We start from the raw sequence: 16,705 nt of genomic DNA, 5'->3' as shown, positions 1-16,705 counted from the left end.
CGGTCACTCCTGAGGGGAGATGGTCGTCCTGTTCAGGACGAGCCGGGTGCAGGTTGCGGGGACAGCGGGGTGGTCGCCGTCGATGACGACCTCGACCGGCAGGGGATGCCCCAGGAAGCCGATCAGGCTCGCGGACAAGCCGTACGCCCCGACGTTCGGGACGCCGACCACGTCGCCCGGCCGCAACGCGGGCAGCGCCGCGTTGCGGTTCCAGGTGTCCAGTGGCGTGCACAACGGGCCGGTGACCAACGCGTCCAGGATCGGTTCGCCGGGTTCCCCGTCGTGCAGGAGCTGCGGGATCAGCGGCGGCAGCCGGCGCAGTCCGGAATTCCCGCCGAGGTGGTTGATCCCGGACTCGAGCACCACGACGTCCTTGCCCTGTGAGCGTTTGACGTCGAGCACCGTGCACAGCAGGGTGCCCGAGGTGCCGACCAGATAACGCCCGGACTCGAACATGACTTCCGGTGTGCCGTCCCGCCAGCCGGGGGCGTCCGCATCGAGCAGGGCGGTCAACGGGGCGCGCAACGCGGTGAGATCAGCGGTCGCGCCGGCGCGCGCGAACGGGGCGCCGAATCCGCCGCCGAGGTCCAGTATCCGGAGCCGGACCCCGTGCGCGGCCAGCGCGTCCGCGACCGTCCGGCTCGAGGCGAGCGCACGGGCGAACTGGTCGAGCAGGGCTTCCACCTCGGTCAGGTTGGTGCCCATGTACAGATGCAGGCCGGCCAGCTCGACTCGGTGCCGGCCGGCGAACCGCTCCGGCTCGGCCAGGACCCAGGAGAGGTCGGCGCCGAACTGCGAACTCGTCCCGGTCATCACGAGGCCCTGGCCGGGCACCGGGTGATCGTCGTTGACACGCAACAGCGCCACCGCCGAGGTGCCCGTCTCCGCTGCCAGCTGATCGAGCTGGTCCAGGGCGTGCGGCGAGTCGACCGAGAACTGCCGGACCCCGTGCCGCAGCGCGGTCCTGATCTCCGCATCGCGTTTGCCCGGCCCGGTGTACAGCATCCGGGCACCTGTCCAGCCCGCGTCCAGTGCGGCCGCCAGTTCGCCGGAGGAGCACACCTCCGCCCGTGCGCCGTCCTCGGCCAGCACCCGGCCGATCCCGGGATGCGGGTTGGCCTTGAGCGAATAGTAAAGCCCGGTGCCCTCGGGCAGGGCCGCGCGGAGCAGGGCATGGTTGCGCCGGACCTCAGCCAGGTCGTAGACATAGGCCGGGGTCGGCAGCCGGGGCAGGGCCTTCAGCGCGGCGGATGGCCCCAGCCTGGCGTACGTGCTAGCGACCATGAGTCGCCTCCTCCTGCTCGGCAACGGCCGCGAGCCGGGTGCGGTCCACCTTTCCGTTGGCGGTCAACGGCAATTCGTCTAACACCCAGCAGACGCCCGGGACCTTGAACTCCTCCAGGTCCCGTCGCATCGCCCGGAGCACCTCGGCCGCGTCCAGGCTTCCGGTGACGAACAGCCGGGCGGGTGCCGTGCCCGCCGGGGCCAGCACGGCGGCGGAATCGACCCCGTCCACCCGCCGGGCCGCGGCCTCGACCTCGGTGCAGCTGACCCGGAAACCGTTCTCCTTGTAAAGATCGTCCCGGCGGCCGCTGACGTAGAGGTAGCCCTCGTCGTCGAGCCAGCCGTAGTCGCCGGTGCGCAGTTCGGGCAGCAGCCCTTCGGCGCGGGGGAATCGCTGTGCGGTCAGCTCGGGGCGGCGCCAGTACCCGGCCATCACGTTCGGGCCGCGCACCACGATCTCCCCGATCTCGCCCGGCGGAAGCCGGCACCCGTCGGGGTCCGCGGCGTAGACCTCGGTGCCGGGAAGGGCACGGCCCGCCGAACCCGGCCGGATCAGATCGCCGTCCTCGGGCATCACCGTCGCGCGCTTGCACTCGGTGAGGCCGAACATGAGCTGCACCCGCAGATCCGGCAGGAACTCGCGCAGTGTCACCAGTGTTTCGGCCGGCATCGCCGCGCCCGTGCTGGTCAGCTTGCGCAGCGGCAGGGCCCGGCCGCCGGACCGGCGCAGCAGCCGCGCCAGCGCCTGTGCCACGGACGGGACCGCGGCAAGCACGGTGCCGCCGGAACGCGCCAGCCCGTTCAGCAGCGGGGGCCCGATCTCGTTCGCCCTGGCGAGCCATACGTGCGCACCCGCCAGCGTGGCCAGGAACAGTTGATAGAGCCCGTAATCGAAGGACAGCGGAAGCGGGCAGTAGACGACATCGTCGTGCCGGTAACCGAGCACCGACTGGATCAGCCTCGCGGAGACCACGACCTGCTCCTGCGTGCTGACCACGGCCTTGGGCAGCGCGGTGGTGCCGGAGGTGTAAATCAGGCACGCGATGTCGACGCCCAGCGGCGATGCCTGGATCCCGTCGGCCGGCGAGGCGGACCCGGTCGCGTCGCGGTAGGCGGCCGCACCGTCGATCGCGGTGATTCCCCGGCTTTTCGCCATACCGCGGGCCTGCGCGCTATGGCTGATCAGCAGCGCGGGTTCGCTGTCGTCCAGCACGTGTTCCAGGTGCGTGCCCCGGACCTGTTCGTTAAGCACGCTGAACGCGACCCCGAGCCGGGCCGAACCGTAGACCAGCGCGGGCAGCAGCACCGAATCCGGCAGGTGGATCAGCAGCCGGCAACCACGCCGAAGGCCGCGCTCGGACAGCCGGGCTGCGAACGAGCCCGCGGCCGCGGCCAGTTCACGATAGCTCCAGGTTCGGCCTTCGCCGGTTACGGCGGGCCGATCCGGCCAGCGGGCGGCCGCACTGGACAGCAAGTCGGCGAGCAGGCTTCCGGCAGGCGGCGCGGTCACCGAGCCGGTCATCGAACGACCCGCGCCAGCTGGGGCGACGAACGGAGCAGGACCCTGGCGATCGTGTCCACGTCGTGCAGGTTCTCCGGAACCAGCGCGTCCGGGTCGAATTCGACGCCGAGCCTGGTCTCCAGCCGCTCGACGATCTCGACCATCCGGAAGGAGTTGAACGAGGGGGTGTCGGTGAGCGGCTCCCCCGCCAGCAGCCTTTCCTCGGCGATGCCGAGCACCTCCGCGGCAACCGACGCGATCGCGCGCCGCACCTCGCCGGGCAGGCCGGGCCCTTCCGGTTCGGCAGGGCCAGCGCCCTGCCCGAATATCTCACGGTCACGACGCAGCAGTTCCGCGAGGCGGGGCAGCGGGCCCCTCGGCTCGGCACGGCCTCGTTCGACCCTGCGATGCGCCAGGTAGGCCTGCTCGGTCAGCGATTCCCAGTCGCGGACATGCCGCGCGACGGCGTCCTCGGCCGCTCCGTCGAATGCGTTCGTGTGCCGCAGGAACGCCGCGTGCAGCGCGCGGGCTCTGGTGAGCAGCCAGGTCTGCAAAGTGAGCTGCCGCAGTGCCCGTTCCCGCTCCGGATGCTCCGCGTAGGCCCGCACGTACCTGTCGATCACGCTGTCCGGCGCGAGGTCGGTCGAGGCCCGGGGACGGGGTGCCGCCGCGCGGGCGAACTCGGCCAGCACGACCGGGCCGGGCAACGCCGCGAACTCGGACCGGTCCAGCGTCCATCGGCACGGGCGGGCGGCGCCCCACGGGGTTTCGTTGTGGTAGGCGTCGATTCCGCCGATTCGCGCCTGGTCGCCGTGCTCGGCGAGGAAGCTGTGCTCCAGATGCCGCTTGCCGGCATAGGGCACCCACGGCAGCCCGAAGGCGTCGGCGACGACCAGGCGCCCCGGACCTGGCTCGATGTCCGCCGCCTGCCTCCGGTCCGGCCCGCGCAGCGTGAACCCCAGGATCGCCGGGGCCTCGGCGAGCTGCCGCACCGGATCCGGTTCGACGCTCGGCAGGCCGTCGCCCGCCGGGACAGGCCGGAATCGCAGGCACGCGCCGAGAGCGAGACCGGCGCCGGGGCCGTGCCACCGCTCAGCGAGCACCGCCAGGTTCACCTGGACGCAGTCGTACAGCTCGGCGGGAAAATCGTGCGGCAGGCCGACCCCGGCGCCGGTACTGGCGATATCGGTATCCATCAGGTCCTTCCGGAGAGGAAATCGTCGAGGTGACGCCGGATCAGCGCGAGGTTCTCGCCGGTGAACACGTCGAAATGTCCGCCGGGTATCTCGCGGGCGCGCAGCCCCGGACAATGCCGTGCCCAGTGTTCGGCCTGCCCGGCCCGTTCTTCTCCCGCGCACGTGATGAGCAGGGCCGGTCCTAAGTGGACGGACCGGGCCAGGTAGCCGGCGGCCGCGCTCAGGTGCGCGTCGGCGGTCCGCAGCGCCCGTTCCCGGACGGCCGGATCAGGTTCGCCGGCGAGTTCGGACAGCACGGCGGCGCGCAGGTCGGTCCGTGCGATCCGGTGCCCCGGCAGGGGCGCCGCCAGGCTGTCGATGAGCAGCACGGCCGGCGGCGGGCCGGTCACCGCCAGCCGGACGGCCAGTTCCCACGCGAGGATCCCGCCGAGCGACCAGCCGGCGAGCAGGCCCGGCCGGTCCGGAAGCGCCTCGATCAGCGGCAGGTACCTGGCCGTCAGTGCCTCGATCGTGCGGTCCGGTTCCTCGCCGGGACGCAGCCCGCTCGCCCGCAAACCGTGCACCATGCCGCGCCGGGACAGCATGGCGGCGAGGCCGAGATAAGCGCCGAGGCCGCCGCCCGCCGGGTGGATCAGCACACTGGTCAGTTCCCCCGCCCGCCCGTTCAACGGGGTCAGGCAACCGCCGGCGTCGGCAGCAGGTGCGGCGTTCATCGCGCTGCGGCTTCCCGCGCCGCATGCTTCACGCGCTGACCAACGGGCCGATTCGCCCGCCGAACGCGAACAGCCCCACGCCGTGCCGCTCGATGGCGAAATCACCGAAACCGGCCGTGGTGAGGTCATTGCTCAGTTCGTCCTCGTCGAACCAGTGGGAGTAGTATCCCGTCGATTCGACGCGAAGGTCTCCGGCGGCGAGATCGTAGTCGCCGTCGCCCACCGTCCCGCACAGGTCGGGATTCGCCGAGTAGAAGGACTCCACCGCGGCGCCGAAGTGCTCCCGGTTGAAGACGGCGATCAGGAACGAATCCTCCGGCCGCAGGATCGCCGCCATGTTCGCCATGACCGAAGACCGGACATCGGGTTCCAGGATGCCCAGGGTGTTCATCACGCAGGAGACCAGCTTCGGCAGGTTTTCCGCCTCCGCCGGCCCGCATTCCTCGAGCAACTGGCGCAACTGCGCCGCGTCGCCGGAGATGAGGTGCACACTCGGGTCGCCGGCCGCCTGCCTGGCCGCATACTCGATCAAGCGTTTCGAGCGGTCGACCCCCACCATCATCTTGAAGGAACCCGGAAACGACAGCATGAATTCGCCGGGGCCGGAACCCACCTCGATCAAACAGGAATCCGTCCAGTCCTGCGACCGGACAAAGCGGATTTCGTCCTGGTAGACCTGGCGAAAAATCGGAAACCGGTAGAACGCGGTGTCATATACCTCCGCGTTCATCGTTTTCCACACACGCCACGACGACGCGGTTCGAGACAATTCCGCCTCGCTCACTCGGTCCCTCCCCGGTATGCGCGGTCGGCGCGACGACCCGGGGCCACGCGGTTCGCGCCGGGGACCGCGGTATCGGCCGCGCACAACATCATGAGTCGAACCTCTCAAGTTCCAGGCCAGAACGTAAGAGCCGCCCGCCCTGCCCAATTGGGCAGGGCGAACGATCATGGTCCCCGGACACCTGGGGCCGCCCGCTGTCCGATGCCGCGGCGGACGGCTCCACCAAACGGTGGATCTAGGAACACAACTTTCTAAATATGCTGGGTTCCGGTATGCAGGGCATGATGCCTAGGGGGGCAGACGACATGGACCAGTCACCCGCCGTCGGATCGGCGAAGTGGCGTACCGGCGGGGACGATTCGTTCCTGGTGAACACATCAATCGACAATGAAGTAGTGCGATTCGGGCTGGAACGCATGCTGCAGTCGATCCCCCGCGTGCACGACCCCGGAAACGCACCGGACGGATCGAAGCGGGCCGACGCCGACATCGACCGGACCATCACGATCAGGCTGGTCAGCGAACTGGCCGGTGCCGCCGGACCTCGGCCGGCACGGAGATCACTGGTTGTCCTCGACTCGACGCGTCCCGAAGATCTCGCCACGGCGGCGCGTTCGGGCGCGGTCGGTTTCCTGGATCTCGCCGAACTCACCCGGGAAACGCTGCAGGACGCCTTGACCCAGATCGATCGGGGCAAGACTCCCACCTCCGATGTCATGGTCCGGCATCTCCTGAACACCGGCCGCCCGGCCCGCCCGGCGCAGGAACGCGAACAGCCGCCGCTGACTCCGCGTGAACTCGACGTCCTCGCCCTCCTCGCCGACGGCATGAGCAACAAACTCATCGCCCGCAACCTGTTCATCTCCGCACACGGCGTGAAAAGGCTGGTCTCCAGCATTCTCGCCAAGCTCAACTGCCCGAATCGCACGCTCGCGGCGGCTCGGGCGATCGAAGAGAAAATCGTCAAACGCCCCAATCTGCCGTAATCGGCCAGTCGCCCTCCCGGATGACCTCAGCGAAGAGTCAATCCCGGCGCGAAACCACAACGACCTGCTGTCCGCGGGGCCGGTCAGGTCCGGGCCGCGACCCGGACGCCCGCCGCGGTGGCCGCCACGGCGCCGATCAGCGCGAGCGCGGCGAACAGTCCCGCGAGAGGGATGCGGTCTGGCATCAGGCCAGCGGTCAGCGAGCCGAGCAGGGCGATGCCGAACACCCCGCCCAGCTGACGGGCCGCGTTGAGCAGTCCGCAGGACACCCCGACACTGTCGCTCGGCACGTTCGCCAGCACCAGCGTGGTCATCGACGTCGTCACCAGGCCGGAACCGACCCCGAACACGCCGAGGGCAACCGCGAGCACCCAGTACGGCTGCCAGGCCGCGAACGTGAAACCGACCGAGCCCGCCACCGTGCACAGCAGGCCGGCCAGCAGTGGCTGACGCGGCCCCCGCGAGGCGGTCCACGGCCGGGCCAGCCAGCTCGCCACCGGAGTGTGCACGAGGGTCAACGGCAGGAACGCCAGTCCGGTCAGGAAGGCCGAGTAGCCGCGCTCGTCCTGCAAGTACACCGTGTAGACGAACAACGAGCCGTACATCGAGAAGTTGAACGCGGCTCCGGCGAGCAGCCCGGCGCGCAACGGCGGCGAGGTCCCGGCCGCGGCCGGGACCAGTGGTTCGCGCAGGCGGCGTTCCCGCAGCAGGAAAAGCGTCAGCCCTGCCAACGCCACGACGAACAGGCCGAGCACCAGAGGGCCAGTCCAGCCCGACCGGCCGGCTTCGATCAGCCCCGCGGTCAACGCGGTCAGCGCCAGCGCGGCGAGCACCTGGCTCGTCCAGTTCAGCCGGACCGGCCGGGACGCCACGTGCGCGACGTACTTGGCCGTCAGCATGATCGCGGCGATGCCGACCGGCACGTTGAGCCAGAAGATCGCCCGCCAGCCCACCAGTTGCACCAGACCGCCGCCGATCAGCGGTCCCGCTGCGAACGCGACGCCGGAGACCGCGGCCCAGGCGCTCAGCGCGGTGACCCGCCTGCGGCCATCGGGATACATGGTGTAGATGAGCGCGAGCGACGTGGGCGCCAGCAACGCGGCGCCGAAACCCTGGACCACGCGCGCGACGATCAGCCATTGGACGGCCGGCGCGAGCGCGCAGCCGACGGAGCCGAGAGTGAAGATCACCAGACCGGTCTGGAAACCACGGCGGGCGCCCCACCGGTCGCCGAGCAGGCCGGTGGACAACAGCAACGCCGCGAAGGTCAGGGTGTAGGCGTCCACGGTCCAGAGCAGCTCGTTGCTGCTCGCCGCCAATTCGGCCCGCAGCGTGGGAACGGCGACGTTGAGCGCGTTCGCGTCGAGAATGACCAGTGCGAAACCGACGCACACGCCTGCCAGCCCCCAGCCCGACCGGTCCGGAACCTCGACTGATCCGGCTGCTTCCCGGTCTGTGCTGGCGGAATCCTTCATCCCGCTGATTGTGCCTCGAAATCATTTCCAGCCCGGTGGAAGTATCGGTTACCCTGGGGTGTGCCCGCCGACCAGCCCAACATCGCCGCGATCGCCGCGCTGATCGGCGATCCGGCCCGTGCGCGCGTCCTGCTCGCGCTGTCGGCGAACGACACGCTGCCCGCGTCCGCGCTGGCGGCCGAAGCGGGCCTTTCCGCCCAGGCGACCAGTTCACACCTGCGGAAACTACTGGACGGCGGGCTGGTCGTGGTCGATCAAGTCGGCCGCTGGCGCCATTACCGGGTCGCCGGACGGGACGTCGTGGCGGCACTGGAGGCGCTGGCCAGGATCGCCCCGGCGCAGCAGAGCCGATCGCTGCGGCAGAGCAACCGCGACCGGGCGCTGCACTTCGCCCGGATCTGCTACGACCATCTCGCCGGACGGCTTGCCGTCCTCATCGTCGACGGGCTCATCGCGCGGCAGGCCGTCACCCCGCTGCCGACGCCCGCGGCCGACCTCGGCGACGCCGTGTGGACCAGCGGGCCCGCTGCCCGGTCGGTGTTCACCGAACTCGGGGTGGCACCCGATTTCCTCCATGGCGATCAGCGGAACGTGCCGCTGCGTCCGTGCCTGGACTGGAGCGTGCGCAAGCCGCACCTGGCCGGCGCGCTGGGCACCCAGCTGCTGGCGGCCATGCTCGAGCGCGGTTGGCTGGCCAGGAAATCGCGGGAGCGCACGGTCCGGCTGACCGCTAGCGGCAGCACGGCACTGCGGGGCGCGCTCGGCATCGAGTTGCCGGAGCGGATCGGCGGCTGAGTTCGCCGGGCACCCGCAGATCCTTGGCGCACAGGGTGAACTTGGCCGCGATGTCCCCCGCCGGCGTGAGCCCATCGGCCGGCCAGACCACAACCGATCGTCGCCATCCCTCGTCGGGCATTGCGACAGCCTCGGCCGAGCGCGAGCAAGTTTTCGCCGCGACCAGTACGAAAGCACCGCGGTGGCGCTCGTACGCTTCCACCGAGCTGGAAATGATTCCGGGTTATCATCGGCCGCGTGTTCCACTCAACCGGCACCGACCTGCTGTCCGAGGTGCACCGGGCGACGCAACGGCTGCTGCGCTCGGTTCGCCCACTCGGTGACGCCGACGGGATGCGCAACCTGGTGGTGCGGGCGGCGACCGGTGCCGAGACGTCGGTATCCGCCTCGCCAGCGGAGCGCACGGCCAGGATCCAAGCCGGCGCACATACGTCGGCGGCCGATCTGGCGAACCTCGCAGGCCGGTGGCGCGCCGAGGGTCGGGCATCATCCTTGTCTTTGGCGGCCGCACTGCTCCCGTGGGGTGCCTCCGGCGGTCTCGACGGCGCCGGGGCGACCAGCGAATAGGGCGGCGCGATGAGTGCGGTGCTGGCCTGTCTGGCCACCCTCGCGGCCTTGGTCGCGGTGATGCTGTTGCTGGCCGAGGTCGGCAGCCGAAACGGCGACTGTCCGCACGACACCACCCTCACCGTCACCGACCGTCGCTGCCACGGCAGTTACCAAGAAATCGTCGCCGAGTTGCACAATCCCGACAACCATCCCGTGCTCGTCGGGCTATCGATCCGCGCATGCCCCCAGAGTTATAGACCGACAGGCGGCCGGAGCGTGCGCACACCGTTTCGTACCTGCAGTCCGCAGCTGATCGCCAGCCGCCAGACGAACCTCGCCATCCTCCTGCCCAACCAAACCGCCGCCTGGCATTTCGCCATCCCCGACCACCGCCGTCCACTCCAACTCGACACGGTCATCGAGCAAGCCGACCGGCTCCGCCTTATCCGGCACGTCCTCACCACTTTGCCTATCCCGCGGTCCGAGCTTCCATGACGCGGCCGCGGCGCGGCGCATTTCAGACGGACCGCGAGCTGCAAAGCCACTTCAAACACGCGAGGGATTTCGGCATCGACCAGAACTGGAGCAACGCCGACGCCAAAGCGTATGAGGATGCGCTGCGAAAGTTCGCGGAGGACCCCACGAACTCGATCAAGACGGCGGACGCCGACCGCTGCCGCGGGGAACCCGCGATCCTGATCTGGGGTCGAATAACTCGGCCAGGTCGTCCGTCCCCGGTGGCATGCCCGGGGACCGGTACCTCAGCCGTCGCGAAACCTTGCGGCGTTCGCCGTCCGGCTTGGCCGTCCTCTCATCGGTGCAGGACACCGATGCTAGTCGCGGTGGCGCATGCGACGCTTGCCTTGCCGTAGCTGCCTGTGCACTGGATCTACCTCGGGGTCCACGGGGAATCCTCGCGCAGGCGCAACCCTGGCTTGTGCCGCACCCTGCACGGCACACCAGGACCGCCGCCCCGGCAGGGAAGGCGCGCTGACGTCGGCTGGCCACAGATGACGTGCCACCCGCCGGTGTATTCATTGCGGGCCAGGAACACTCGTTCCCCACTATCCGCAGTGGCCTCAACCGTCCGGTTGGAGTAGGTGCGCTCGACCGTGTATCGGTCGGTGCCCTCGGACGCCGTGTCATCAGCAGGCATCCAACGCTTGATTTCCAGCACCGAGCCGAGACTCGGTGGCGTGGCCATCTCGCGCTGCCATTGGTCAGCAGCCTCCGCATCCTCGCGCGCCTTTCGGGCCGCCGCGTCAGCCTGTTCGATCTCCCATCGCGAGCGCCCCTGAGACCGCTTGCTGTGCGTTCCGCATGGCTGGTTCTTCTTGTTCGCGCATTGCTCGCCGGGCGCAGCCTGACAGACCGGGCACTCGTAATTGTCCCGAGCAGGGTCGTGCACGACGACAACTGTGTTGTCATACAGGCCCGTTCCTCGCGGATCCACGAACCGGGAGACGAATTTGGTCACCCCGTAGGTGACAGACTGAAAGCCGCCGTTGCGGCCGACCACCAACTCCGTGATGGGACCGTACTTGCGAAGCGCCTCGGCCGGGGACAACCGGCCAGTTACGGCCACCGAGCCATGCTCAGTCCACTCTCGCCCGATAACGGGATCACCGATTCGGGCCCACGCGATAGGCTCGCCGCACCAGCCGTCGTACAGAACCTCGCCGCTCATATTCCTATCCTGCGCCGTCAGCGACCGGTGCTGCCGCTCAGCTCCCTGCGGACCAGAGCGGCGAACCGTTCATTGCGCACCGCCTCCCCCAGCGGCACCCCGGCAGCCCGTTCGGCGTCGATGACCCGCTGGACCGCCGGCAGCAGCTCGCGGACGACCAGCTTTTCCGCGGCTTCCGCATTCCAGACTACCTTCAGAATCCGGTCGCACTCTTTCTGCGCCGCCCTGCGGTTGGCCGGCAGTTGCACCGAACCGACCAGTTTTTGCCGGATCATCGCCAGGAGATGATATTGGGCGGGCCGGTAGCCGCGATTGACGCGCTGGTTCCGGATCAGCCATTCCAATCGGTACCAGGTCGCCGCTGCCGTGTAGTACAGGATCGACGGCTGGCCGGGGACGAACAGTTCGGTGCCGCGTGCTTTGATCAGCTCCTGGTAGCGGCCTACGCGTGACGGTTCGTTCAGGAACATCGCCAGGTACGCGCGGCTGAGCTGGGCCCGGCTGATGACCCGGGTTTTCTCCACGTCCTTGCGTTCGCTGTACTGTTTCGCACGACGTTCGTAGAACAGCTGGTGCGGCTTGTCCCAGCCGAGGGTGAAGAAGTCCTCCAGTTCCTTGTGGAAGTCCTCCCGTGCGGCCAGGTCCTCGTCGCTGACCGGGGTCTGCTGGTTGGTCGCGGCCACGATGCCCTGGATCACGTCCTCGTCGACCGAGTGGACGATGTGGACGCTGACGAAGACCTGGCCGGTGAGCTGATCTCGCTCGTGGAACAGCACATGACAGGTCTGGCAGCCGTTCACGATCTGGAAATCGTCCAGCACGAAATCGTCGCCGACCCGGTCCAGTTTCCGGGTCACGATGGTGATGCCGTTGTTCATCACGGCGAACCGCTGCCGTTTGACCGGATCCCGCAAGGTGTCCCGAATACCGCGGTTGACTTTGTTGTAGCCCTGGAAGGCGCGCACGTTGCTCTCGAACAGGTTCTCCCGCAGCTTTCCCGAGCCGTCCGCCAAGATCGTGCGGACCAGTTCCGGCGCGGCGATCAGTCCCACGAAAGACTGTTCAACGCCGGGGCCCGCCGGCACCGCGAACTGTTTCGGCACCGGCAGGGTGACCCGGACGGTGCTGATCGCCTGCTGGTACAACGCGCGCAACTCTCGCCAGTTCACGCAGCGCACGTCGATGGCATCGAATCGGTTGAGCTTGGCCAAATGCTTCTCGGCCGACCGCGCCTTCCGGTTGATCATATCCGAGATCTGATCGCCGGTGGTCGCATAATGGACGTGCAGGTGCGGCAGCTGGCCGGCCAGCCGGGCCGAGTTCTCGAACACGATGTCCAGGCAGTCGCGCAGGCCGGCCACGTCGGCGGAGATGTCGTACGGGATTTCGCCGGAGCCGCACAGGTGACCGAGATTCTCCGCGAGATCCGAGATCACCTTGGTCTCGAATTTTCCGCTGGTCTTGGCCTGGATGATCACGAACTGCACCTGCGGCCGCCTGCGGCTCATCGCCGCCCGCACTTCCGTCGGGTCCCGGTACAGGTCCCCGTCGATCAGGACCGCGTACGCGTCGATGCCGAGATCGTTGCCGCCGCCGGTACGGTACGCGTCCGGGTTGAAAGAATCGTCGTAGTACGAACTGAGCACGCAATAAGCGGCGAACGCCTCGAACGCCTCGAACTCCGGCAATTCAGCCAGGTCCTGGTCGGCTTGGAAGCCCTTGACCAGGCTCTCGATCACCTTCTCCACGACGGGTCCACTCCTTGCACGGGCATCAGCTCCGCCGGGCGCGGGCGATGACTTCTTCGACGGTCAGCGGGCTCGGCGGGTGGTGGCTCAGGCAGATCGGGGTGCGGATCTTCTGGAACGCCAGCCCCTCGGAGACGGCGTAGAACTGGCCGGTGCCCAGGCGCGAAATGTCCGGCACCGAACTGGATTTCGCGGCTGCCATTTCCTTGGCCGCGGCGATCTGCGACGGACTGTTGAGGAAGCCGAAGAACTGCGTGGCGGCGTTGCCGGAGATCCGGTTGTGGATACCGCGCGGCGCCTGCGTGGCGAACACCAGGCCGAGCCCGTACTTGCGAGCCTGCGAGGCCAGCGCGAGGGTGCTGTGCGTGCTCGCGGTGAGCGGACCGGACGGCGCGATGGTCTGCGCCTCGTCCATGACCAGCAGCCCGCCGAGCGGCCGGTCGCCGGCGGGATGCCGCTTGATCCAGGCGAACAGGGCCATCTGAAGCTGGTTGACAAAGCTCTGCCGTTGTTCCTCGGCGGTCAGGCCGATCAGGCTGATCACCGAGATCCGGGCACGCTTCCCGTCCGCCGGAGCGAGCAGCACGCCAGGGTCCACCGGCTCGCCGGCTCCTCCGAACAACGGATCGTTGATCATGGCAGCCCGCAGGGTCTGCGCCATGTCCGCGGCCATTTCGCCTGCCTTGGCCAGTGTCGTGACGCCATCGGGCAGGTCGCCGAGCAGATCCAGGAAATCGCCCAGCCCGTCGCCAGACCTGTGCGCGAAGTGCTGCAACGCCTGGTTGAGAACGGCGCGGGATCGCTCGGCCTTCGCGGTCGCGCCATCGGCACGGGCACGCGGTGCGAGCGCGGCGACAGCCGTCTCGATGGCCTGGCGGAACTCGTCCGGGTCGTCTGAGACCGCGGCAAAGTCGGGCAACGGGCGGAACGTCAGCGGCCGGCCGGTTTCCCTGCGGGGGGTCCAGACCACTACGTCGGTATTGCGAAGGTAGTCGTCGGCGCGGGCCGCGTCCTCGGATCTCCAGGCATCCGGCGGCCGCGGCCATGCGTCGCCGAGCCGGGCCAGGTCGTTGTTGGGGTCGAGCACGATCGCGGACACACCCCGCAGCGCGCATTCCTCGACCAGCCGGCGGATCAGCACCGTCTTGCCCGATCCGGATCCGGCGAAGACCGCCAGGTGCTTCCGCAACGATTCCAACGCGATCGTCACCGCCGCGCCGGTGTCCATCCGGTCTCCGAAGTGCAGCGTCATCTGGTCCGCTGTCGATGGTGCGGCCGCGGACAGGTTGGCCGTGCCGGGATCGGTCGTCGGACTGGGCAGGTCGGGCGAGCGCGGCCCCGGAGCCGGTCCGGGTTCGGGGAGTCGTGGCTCCGCGTCGTCCGGCGGATCGCCGAACACCTCGCGCAGCAACGCGGTGCGGCCGGCCGGACGACGGTTGAGCAGCCATGCGTTGAACTGGGCTGGCGCCACGGTCGCGGCCAGTTGCTCCAACGCGGCGAACCTGCGGAGGCTGGTCTCCAGCGCCTCCCTCGGCAACCGGATCACCACCCCGCCCGCGGCCTCGAATTCCCCGACCTTCTGCCGGGTTCCGCTGCCGTTCGGCCATTCGCCGGTGCGCAGCAGATACACCTTGCGTTTCGGCGCCGCCGGGTCCAGGCCAGTGGCACTCAGGACCCGGACAATGCGGTTGATAACCGCTTTCCCGTTCGTCGACGCGATCGCCCGGAACGACCAATAAATCTGGTCCTCGGTGTCTTCGTCCACGATCCGCCGCAGTTCGCCGTGCAGGGCCGGATTGCCGGCGGCCATCGTCTCCGCCGGCACCTCGTACTGGACGCGTTCCTCGCCCTGTTCGGCGACCCACCAGTTCAAGCCGGGACGCAGGAGGTCCGGTATGCGCCGATCCTCCTGGTGCGGGTCGAACGCCTTGGCGATCTCCGCGATCAGGTCGGCACCGTCCGCCAGAGCAGCCAACTGCCGGTCGATTTCGGCGAACGCGCTGCGCTCGGCCGGCGACAGCGCAGGCCCGGGCTGCGGCGCGGACACGTCCGGGCGGTTCGGCTCGTCGAGACTGGCCAGTTCGATGACCTCATTCGCATCCAAACAGGCCTGAATATGGGCATCGACCCGGAGAATGAGGCCACGCGCGGTGAACCGGACCGCGTCAGCGAACGCCTCCGATCGCACCGGCCAGCTCGGATAAGGCGGAGGGAAGTTGACCTTTTTGAATTTGGACGCGAATCGCTCTTCGATGAGTGCCTGCCCGACCGCCGCCGTCGGGATGGTGTCCAGTTGCTCGGCGCGGCGGAACCGCTGCCCGACGGAGCCCGGCGAGTAGTCACGAATGTCCCGCCAGATCGCATCCATGCAGGCCACCAGAACCAGTGACCGGCGGGTGGCTTCGCGCAGCTCCATGAGCCCGCTGCCGACATCCTCGAACAGCCGCCTCCTGGGCAATCCTATCGAGTCCGGTACCGGGTCGGACCCGGATTCCGATGCGGCGCTGTCGGTTCCTCGCTCCGACTGTTTGATTAGCGTGTCGATTTGGTCCAGCGCGATCACGCTCGGCCCGGTGAGCGCGATCAGCTTGAACAGCTCGCCGACCATTTCGTGCGATGTCCTGCCGCTGGCGCGAAGGCCCCATTCGGCTCGTTCGCCGGCCACCGATTCGCCTTCCGAGGACAGATAGGCGCTGCCGATCTCCCTGGTGGTCACCGAGTCGCTGGCCAGCAGCGCCAAGGCTCGCAGGGTGTGCCCGCACTCGAAGGCGAGCCGCCGGTCGACGCGATCCAGCGCTTCCACCATCTCGTCGAGTCCGGACCGGGTCGGTTTGTCCAGTCCCATGAGCTGCCGACGCACAGGATCGCGCAAAGCGAGTTTCCGGGACAGCTCCCGCCGCAGGAGCACGCCCTGCTCCACTCCATCGCTGCCGGGCTGGAGAAGCCCGCCGAGCACGTCGAGCACGACCTTCTGCCAGAAAGACCGTTCATGCCGCAATTCGAGAGCGAAAAAGTAGCCGCCCGCCGCGCTGACGCGCTTCCGCACCGTGGCGACGAGATGGGTCTTGCCCGAACCGGGCCGTCCGGTGACGACCACGCCGATCGGGCTCTCCGCCTCGCTGGACTCGGCCTCGGCGAAGCCGGTCATGACCGTCCGCAACGCCCGATCGCTGAGACCGTCGACGTGCGCCTCCGGCTCGGTCCACACGCTCTCCCTGGTGGGCGCCCAGTTGGTCCTGGCCAGTTCCCTCAGCGCGTCGCGTTCGATCTCCCTCATGATTGTTCGATCGACAGCAGGTGCACGTCCTCTCCGCCGGTGCGCAGCGCGGCGGCCCGGTCCGCCGCGTCCAGCGTTTTCTGGTTGAACTCGGGATTGAGCCGCACTTTCGGCTCCAAAGCCAACTGGAGAAGCGCGGCGTCCAGGTCAGAACGCGCCACGTCGGCGAAGGCGCGCCGCAGCCGGGTCAAGCTGACCCCGGCACCCGGCGCGGCAGCCAATTCGGTGTACGCGGCGCGGATTCGGTCAGCGATGTCAGCGACCGGCTCGTCGCCGAGGACGAAGATGTCCGCGACACGCAGGTCGGATCGCGCCATGAAAGCAGCGAACCGGCGGGTCAGCGCGTATTGCAGCCGGGTGGCTTTCGGCGCGCCCTCCGGGGTGGGACTGCCCAGATCGTCGCCGCAGCGCCGCCAGCCCTCGTCCGTGAGTTCGTGCACCCAGGCGTGGTATCTGCCGGTCTGCCAGGCCTTGATATAGCCCAATTCGACCAGGCGTTCCCGCTCCTCTTTCTTGATCTTGAAGCCCACTTCGTTGTCGAGGTCGGCATTCGTCGCCTCGTGGATCAGTGTCATCAGCGCAAGCAACGCGGATCGTTCCGGCAGGGTGAGGTGCGGGTCCGCCATGGATCCGAACGTACCGGGATGCGGGCATGACGAGGGAGAGTCGTCGCCGGAATGCCGCAATGACCGCAACGGACTGTGCTGCCC

General features: G+C 68.7%; 15 protein-coding genes. 5 read left to right on the top strand and 10 right to left on the bottom strand.

Annotated elements, in window-relative coordinates; genetic code table 11:
• Positions 1-3: 3 nt before the first annotated feature.
• The 5 genes from RPX00_RS35095 to RPX00_RS35075 are packed head-to-tail and all read right to left on the bottom strand — an operon-like array spanning position 4 to position 5,424.
• Positions 4-1,284, bottom strand: coding sequence for an alanine racemase (locus RPX00_RS35095; RefSeq protein WP_406631874.1), 1,281 nt, complete (start codon positions 1,282-1,284; stop codon positions 4-6).
• Entirely contained in the window at positions 1,274-2,806 is a 1,533-nt protein-coding gene (locus RPX00_RS35090; protein WP_406631872.1) for a class I adenylate-forming enzyme family protein, read from the bottom strand. Before RPX00_RS35090 ends, RPX00_RS35095 begins: the two co-directional genes overlap by 11 nt.
• Positions 2,803-3,981, bottom strand: a complete 1,179-nt coding sequence (locus RPX00_RS35085; RefSeq protein WP_406631870.1) for an acyl carrier protein — start codon at positions 3,979-3,981, stop codon at positions 2,803-2,805. The genes RPX00_RS35090 and RPX00_RS35085 overlap by 4 nt, the downstream gene beginning before the upstream one ends.
• The gene (locus tag RPX00_RS35080; RefSeq protein WP_406631868.1) at positions 3,981-4,694 is read right to left on the bottom strand and encodes an alpha/beta fold hydrolase; all 714 of its coding nucleotides are present in this window, start codon (positions 4,692-4,694) and stop codon (positions 3,981-3,983) included. The genes RPX00_RS35085 and RPX00_RS35080 overlap by 1 nt, the downstream gene beginning before the upstream one ends.
• A 28-nt stretch (positions 4,695-4,722) precedes the next feature.
• The gene (locus tag RPX00_RS35075) at positions 4,723-5,424 is read right to left on the bottom strand and encodes a class I SAM-dependent methyltransferase (protein WP_406631866.1); all 702 of its coding nucleotides are present in this window, start codon (positions 5,422-5,424) and stop codon (positions 4,723-4,725) included.
• 359 nt (positions 5,425-5,783) lie between these two features.
• Between RPX00_RS35075 and RPX00_RS35070 the strand changes: the two genes are divergently transcribed.
• Complete coding sequence (locus tag RPX00_RS35070) at positions 5,784-6,464, top strand: LuxR C-terminal-related transcriptional regulator (protein ID WP_406631864.1); 681 nt, start codon at positions 5,784-5,786, stop codon at positions 6,462-6,464.
• Positions 6,465-6,547: 83 nt separating this feature from the next.
• On the opposite strand, the gene RPX00_RS35065 is transcribed toward RPX00_RS35070, so the two are convergent.
• Positions 6,548-7,939 (bottom strand): MFS transporter, encoded by a 1,392-nt coding sequence (locus RPX00_RS35065; protein WP_406631862.1) that lies wholly within the window; start codon positions 7,937-7,939, stop codon positions 6,548-6,550.
• Positions 7,940-7,999: 60 nt separating this feature from the next.
• Here RPX00_RS35065 and RPX00_RS35060 point away from each other — a divergent pair, with 60 nt between their 5' ends.
• From RPX00_RS35060 to RPX00_RS35045, 4 genes are all read left to right on the top strand, one after another.
• A complete protein-coding gene (locus RPX00_RS35060; protein WP_406631860.1) occupies positions 8,000-8,734 on the top strand; it encodes an ArsR/SmtB family transcription factor in 735 nt (244 codons plus the stop codon).
• 237 nt (positions 8,735-8,971) lie between these two features.
• Positions 8,972-9,301, top strand: a complete 330-nt coding sequence (locus tag RPX00_RS35055) for a hypothetical protein (RefSeq protein WP_406631858.1) — start codon at positions 8,972-8,974, stop codon at positions 9,299-9,301.
• Positions 9,302-9,310: 9 nt separating this feature from the next.
• Positions 9,311-9,778 carry a hypothetical protein gene (locus RPX00_RS35050; RefSeq protein ID WP_406631856.1) on the top strand — a complete coding sequence of 156 codons (468 nt, stop codon included), beginning with the start codon at positions 9,311-9,313 and terminating at the stop codon, positions 9,776-9,778.
• Positions 9,775-10,155 carry a colicin D domain-containing protein gene (locus RPX00_RS35045; protein ID WP_406631854.1) on the top strand — a complete coding sequence of 127 codons (381 nt, stop codon included), beginning with the start codon at positions 9,775-9,777 and terminating at the stop codon, positions 10,153-10,155. Before RPX00_RS35050 ends, RPX00_RS35045 begins: the two co-directional genes overlap by 4 nt.
• Before the next feature lie 17 nt (positions 10,156-10,172).
• Here the strand turns inward: RPX00_RS35045 and RPX00_RS35040 are convergent, their stop codons facing one another.
• Genes RPX00_RS35040 through RPX00_RS35025 form a run of 4 tightly spaced genes read right to left on the bottom strand, consistent with a single transcriptional unit; the run spans position 10,173 to position 16,621 of the window.
• Complete coding sequence (locus tag RPX00_RS35040; protein ID WP_406631852.1) at positions 10,173-10,970, bottom strand: hypothetical protein; 798 nt, start codon at positions 10,968-10,970, stop codon at positions 10,173-10,175.
• A 17-nt stretch (positions 10,971-10,987) separates the two neighbouring features.
• A complete protein-coding gene (locus RPX00_RS35035; protein WP_406631850.1) occupies positions 10,988-12,718 on the bottom strand; it encodes an AIPR family protein in 1,731 nt (576 codons plus the stop codon).
• A 25-nt stretch (positions 12,719-12,743) separates the two neighbouring features.
• Entirely contained in the window at positions 12,744-15,995 is a 3,252-nt protein-coding gene (locus RPX00_RS35030; protein ID WP_406631848.1) for a helicase HerA domain-containing protein, read from the bottom strand.
• Positions 15,992-16,621: a hypothetical protein gene (locus RPX00_RS35025; RefSeq protein ID WP_406631846.1), complete on the bottom strand. Its 630-nt coding sequence runs from the start codon at positions 16,619-16,621 to the stop codon at positions 15,992-15,994. The genes RPX00_RS35030 and RPX00_RS35025 overlap by 4 nt, the downstream gene beginning before the upstream one ends.
• Positions 16,622-16,705: the final 84 nt, after the last annotated feature.

Origin of the sequence: Amycolatopsis sp. WGS_07 (assembly GCF_045278895.1) — a bacterium.
Taxonomy (GTDB): Bacteria; Actinomycetota; Actinomycetes; order Mycobacteriales; family Pseudonocardiaceae; genus Amycolatopsis.
Note: the sequence above shows the minus strand (reverse complement) of the source record. Positions and strands in the feature narration are given on the sequence as shown.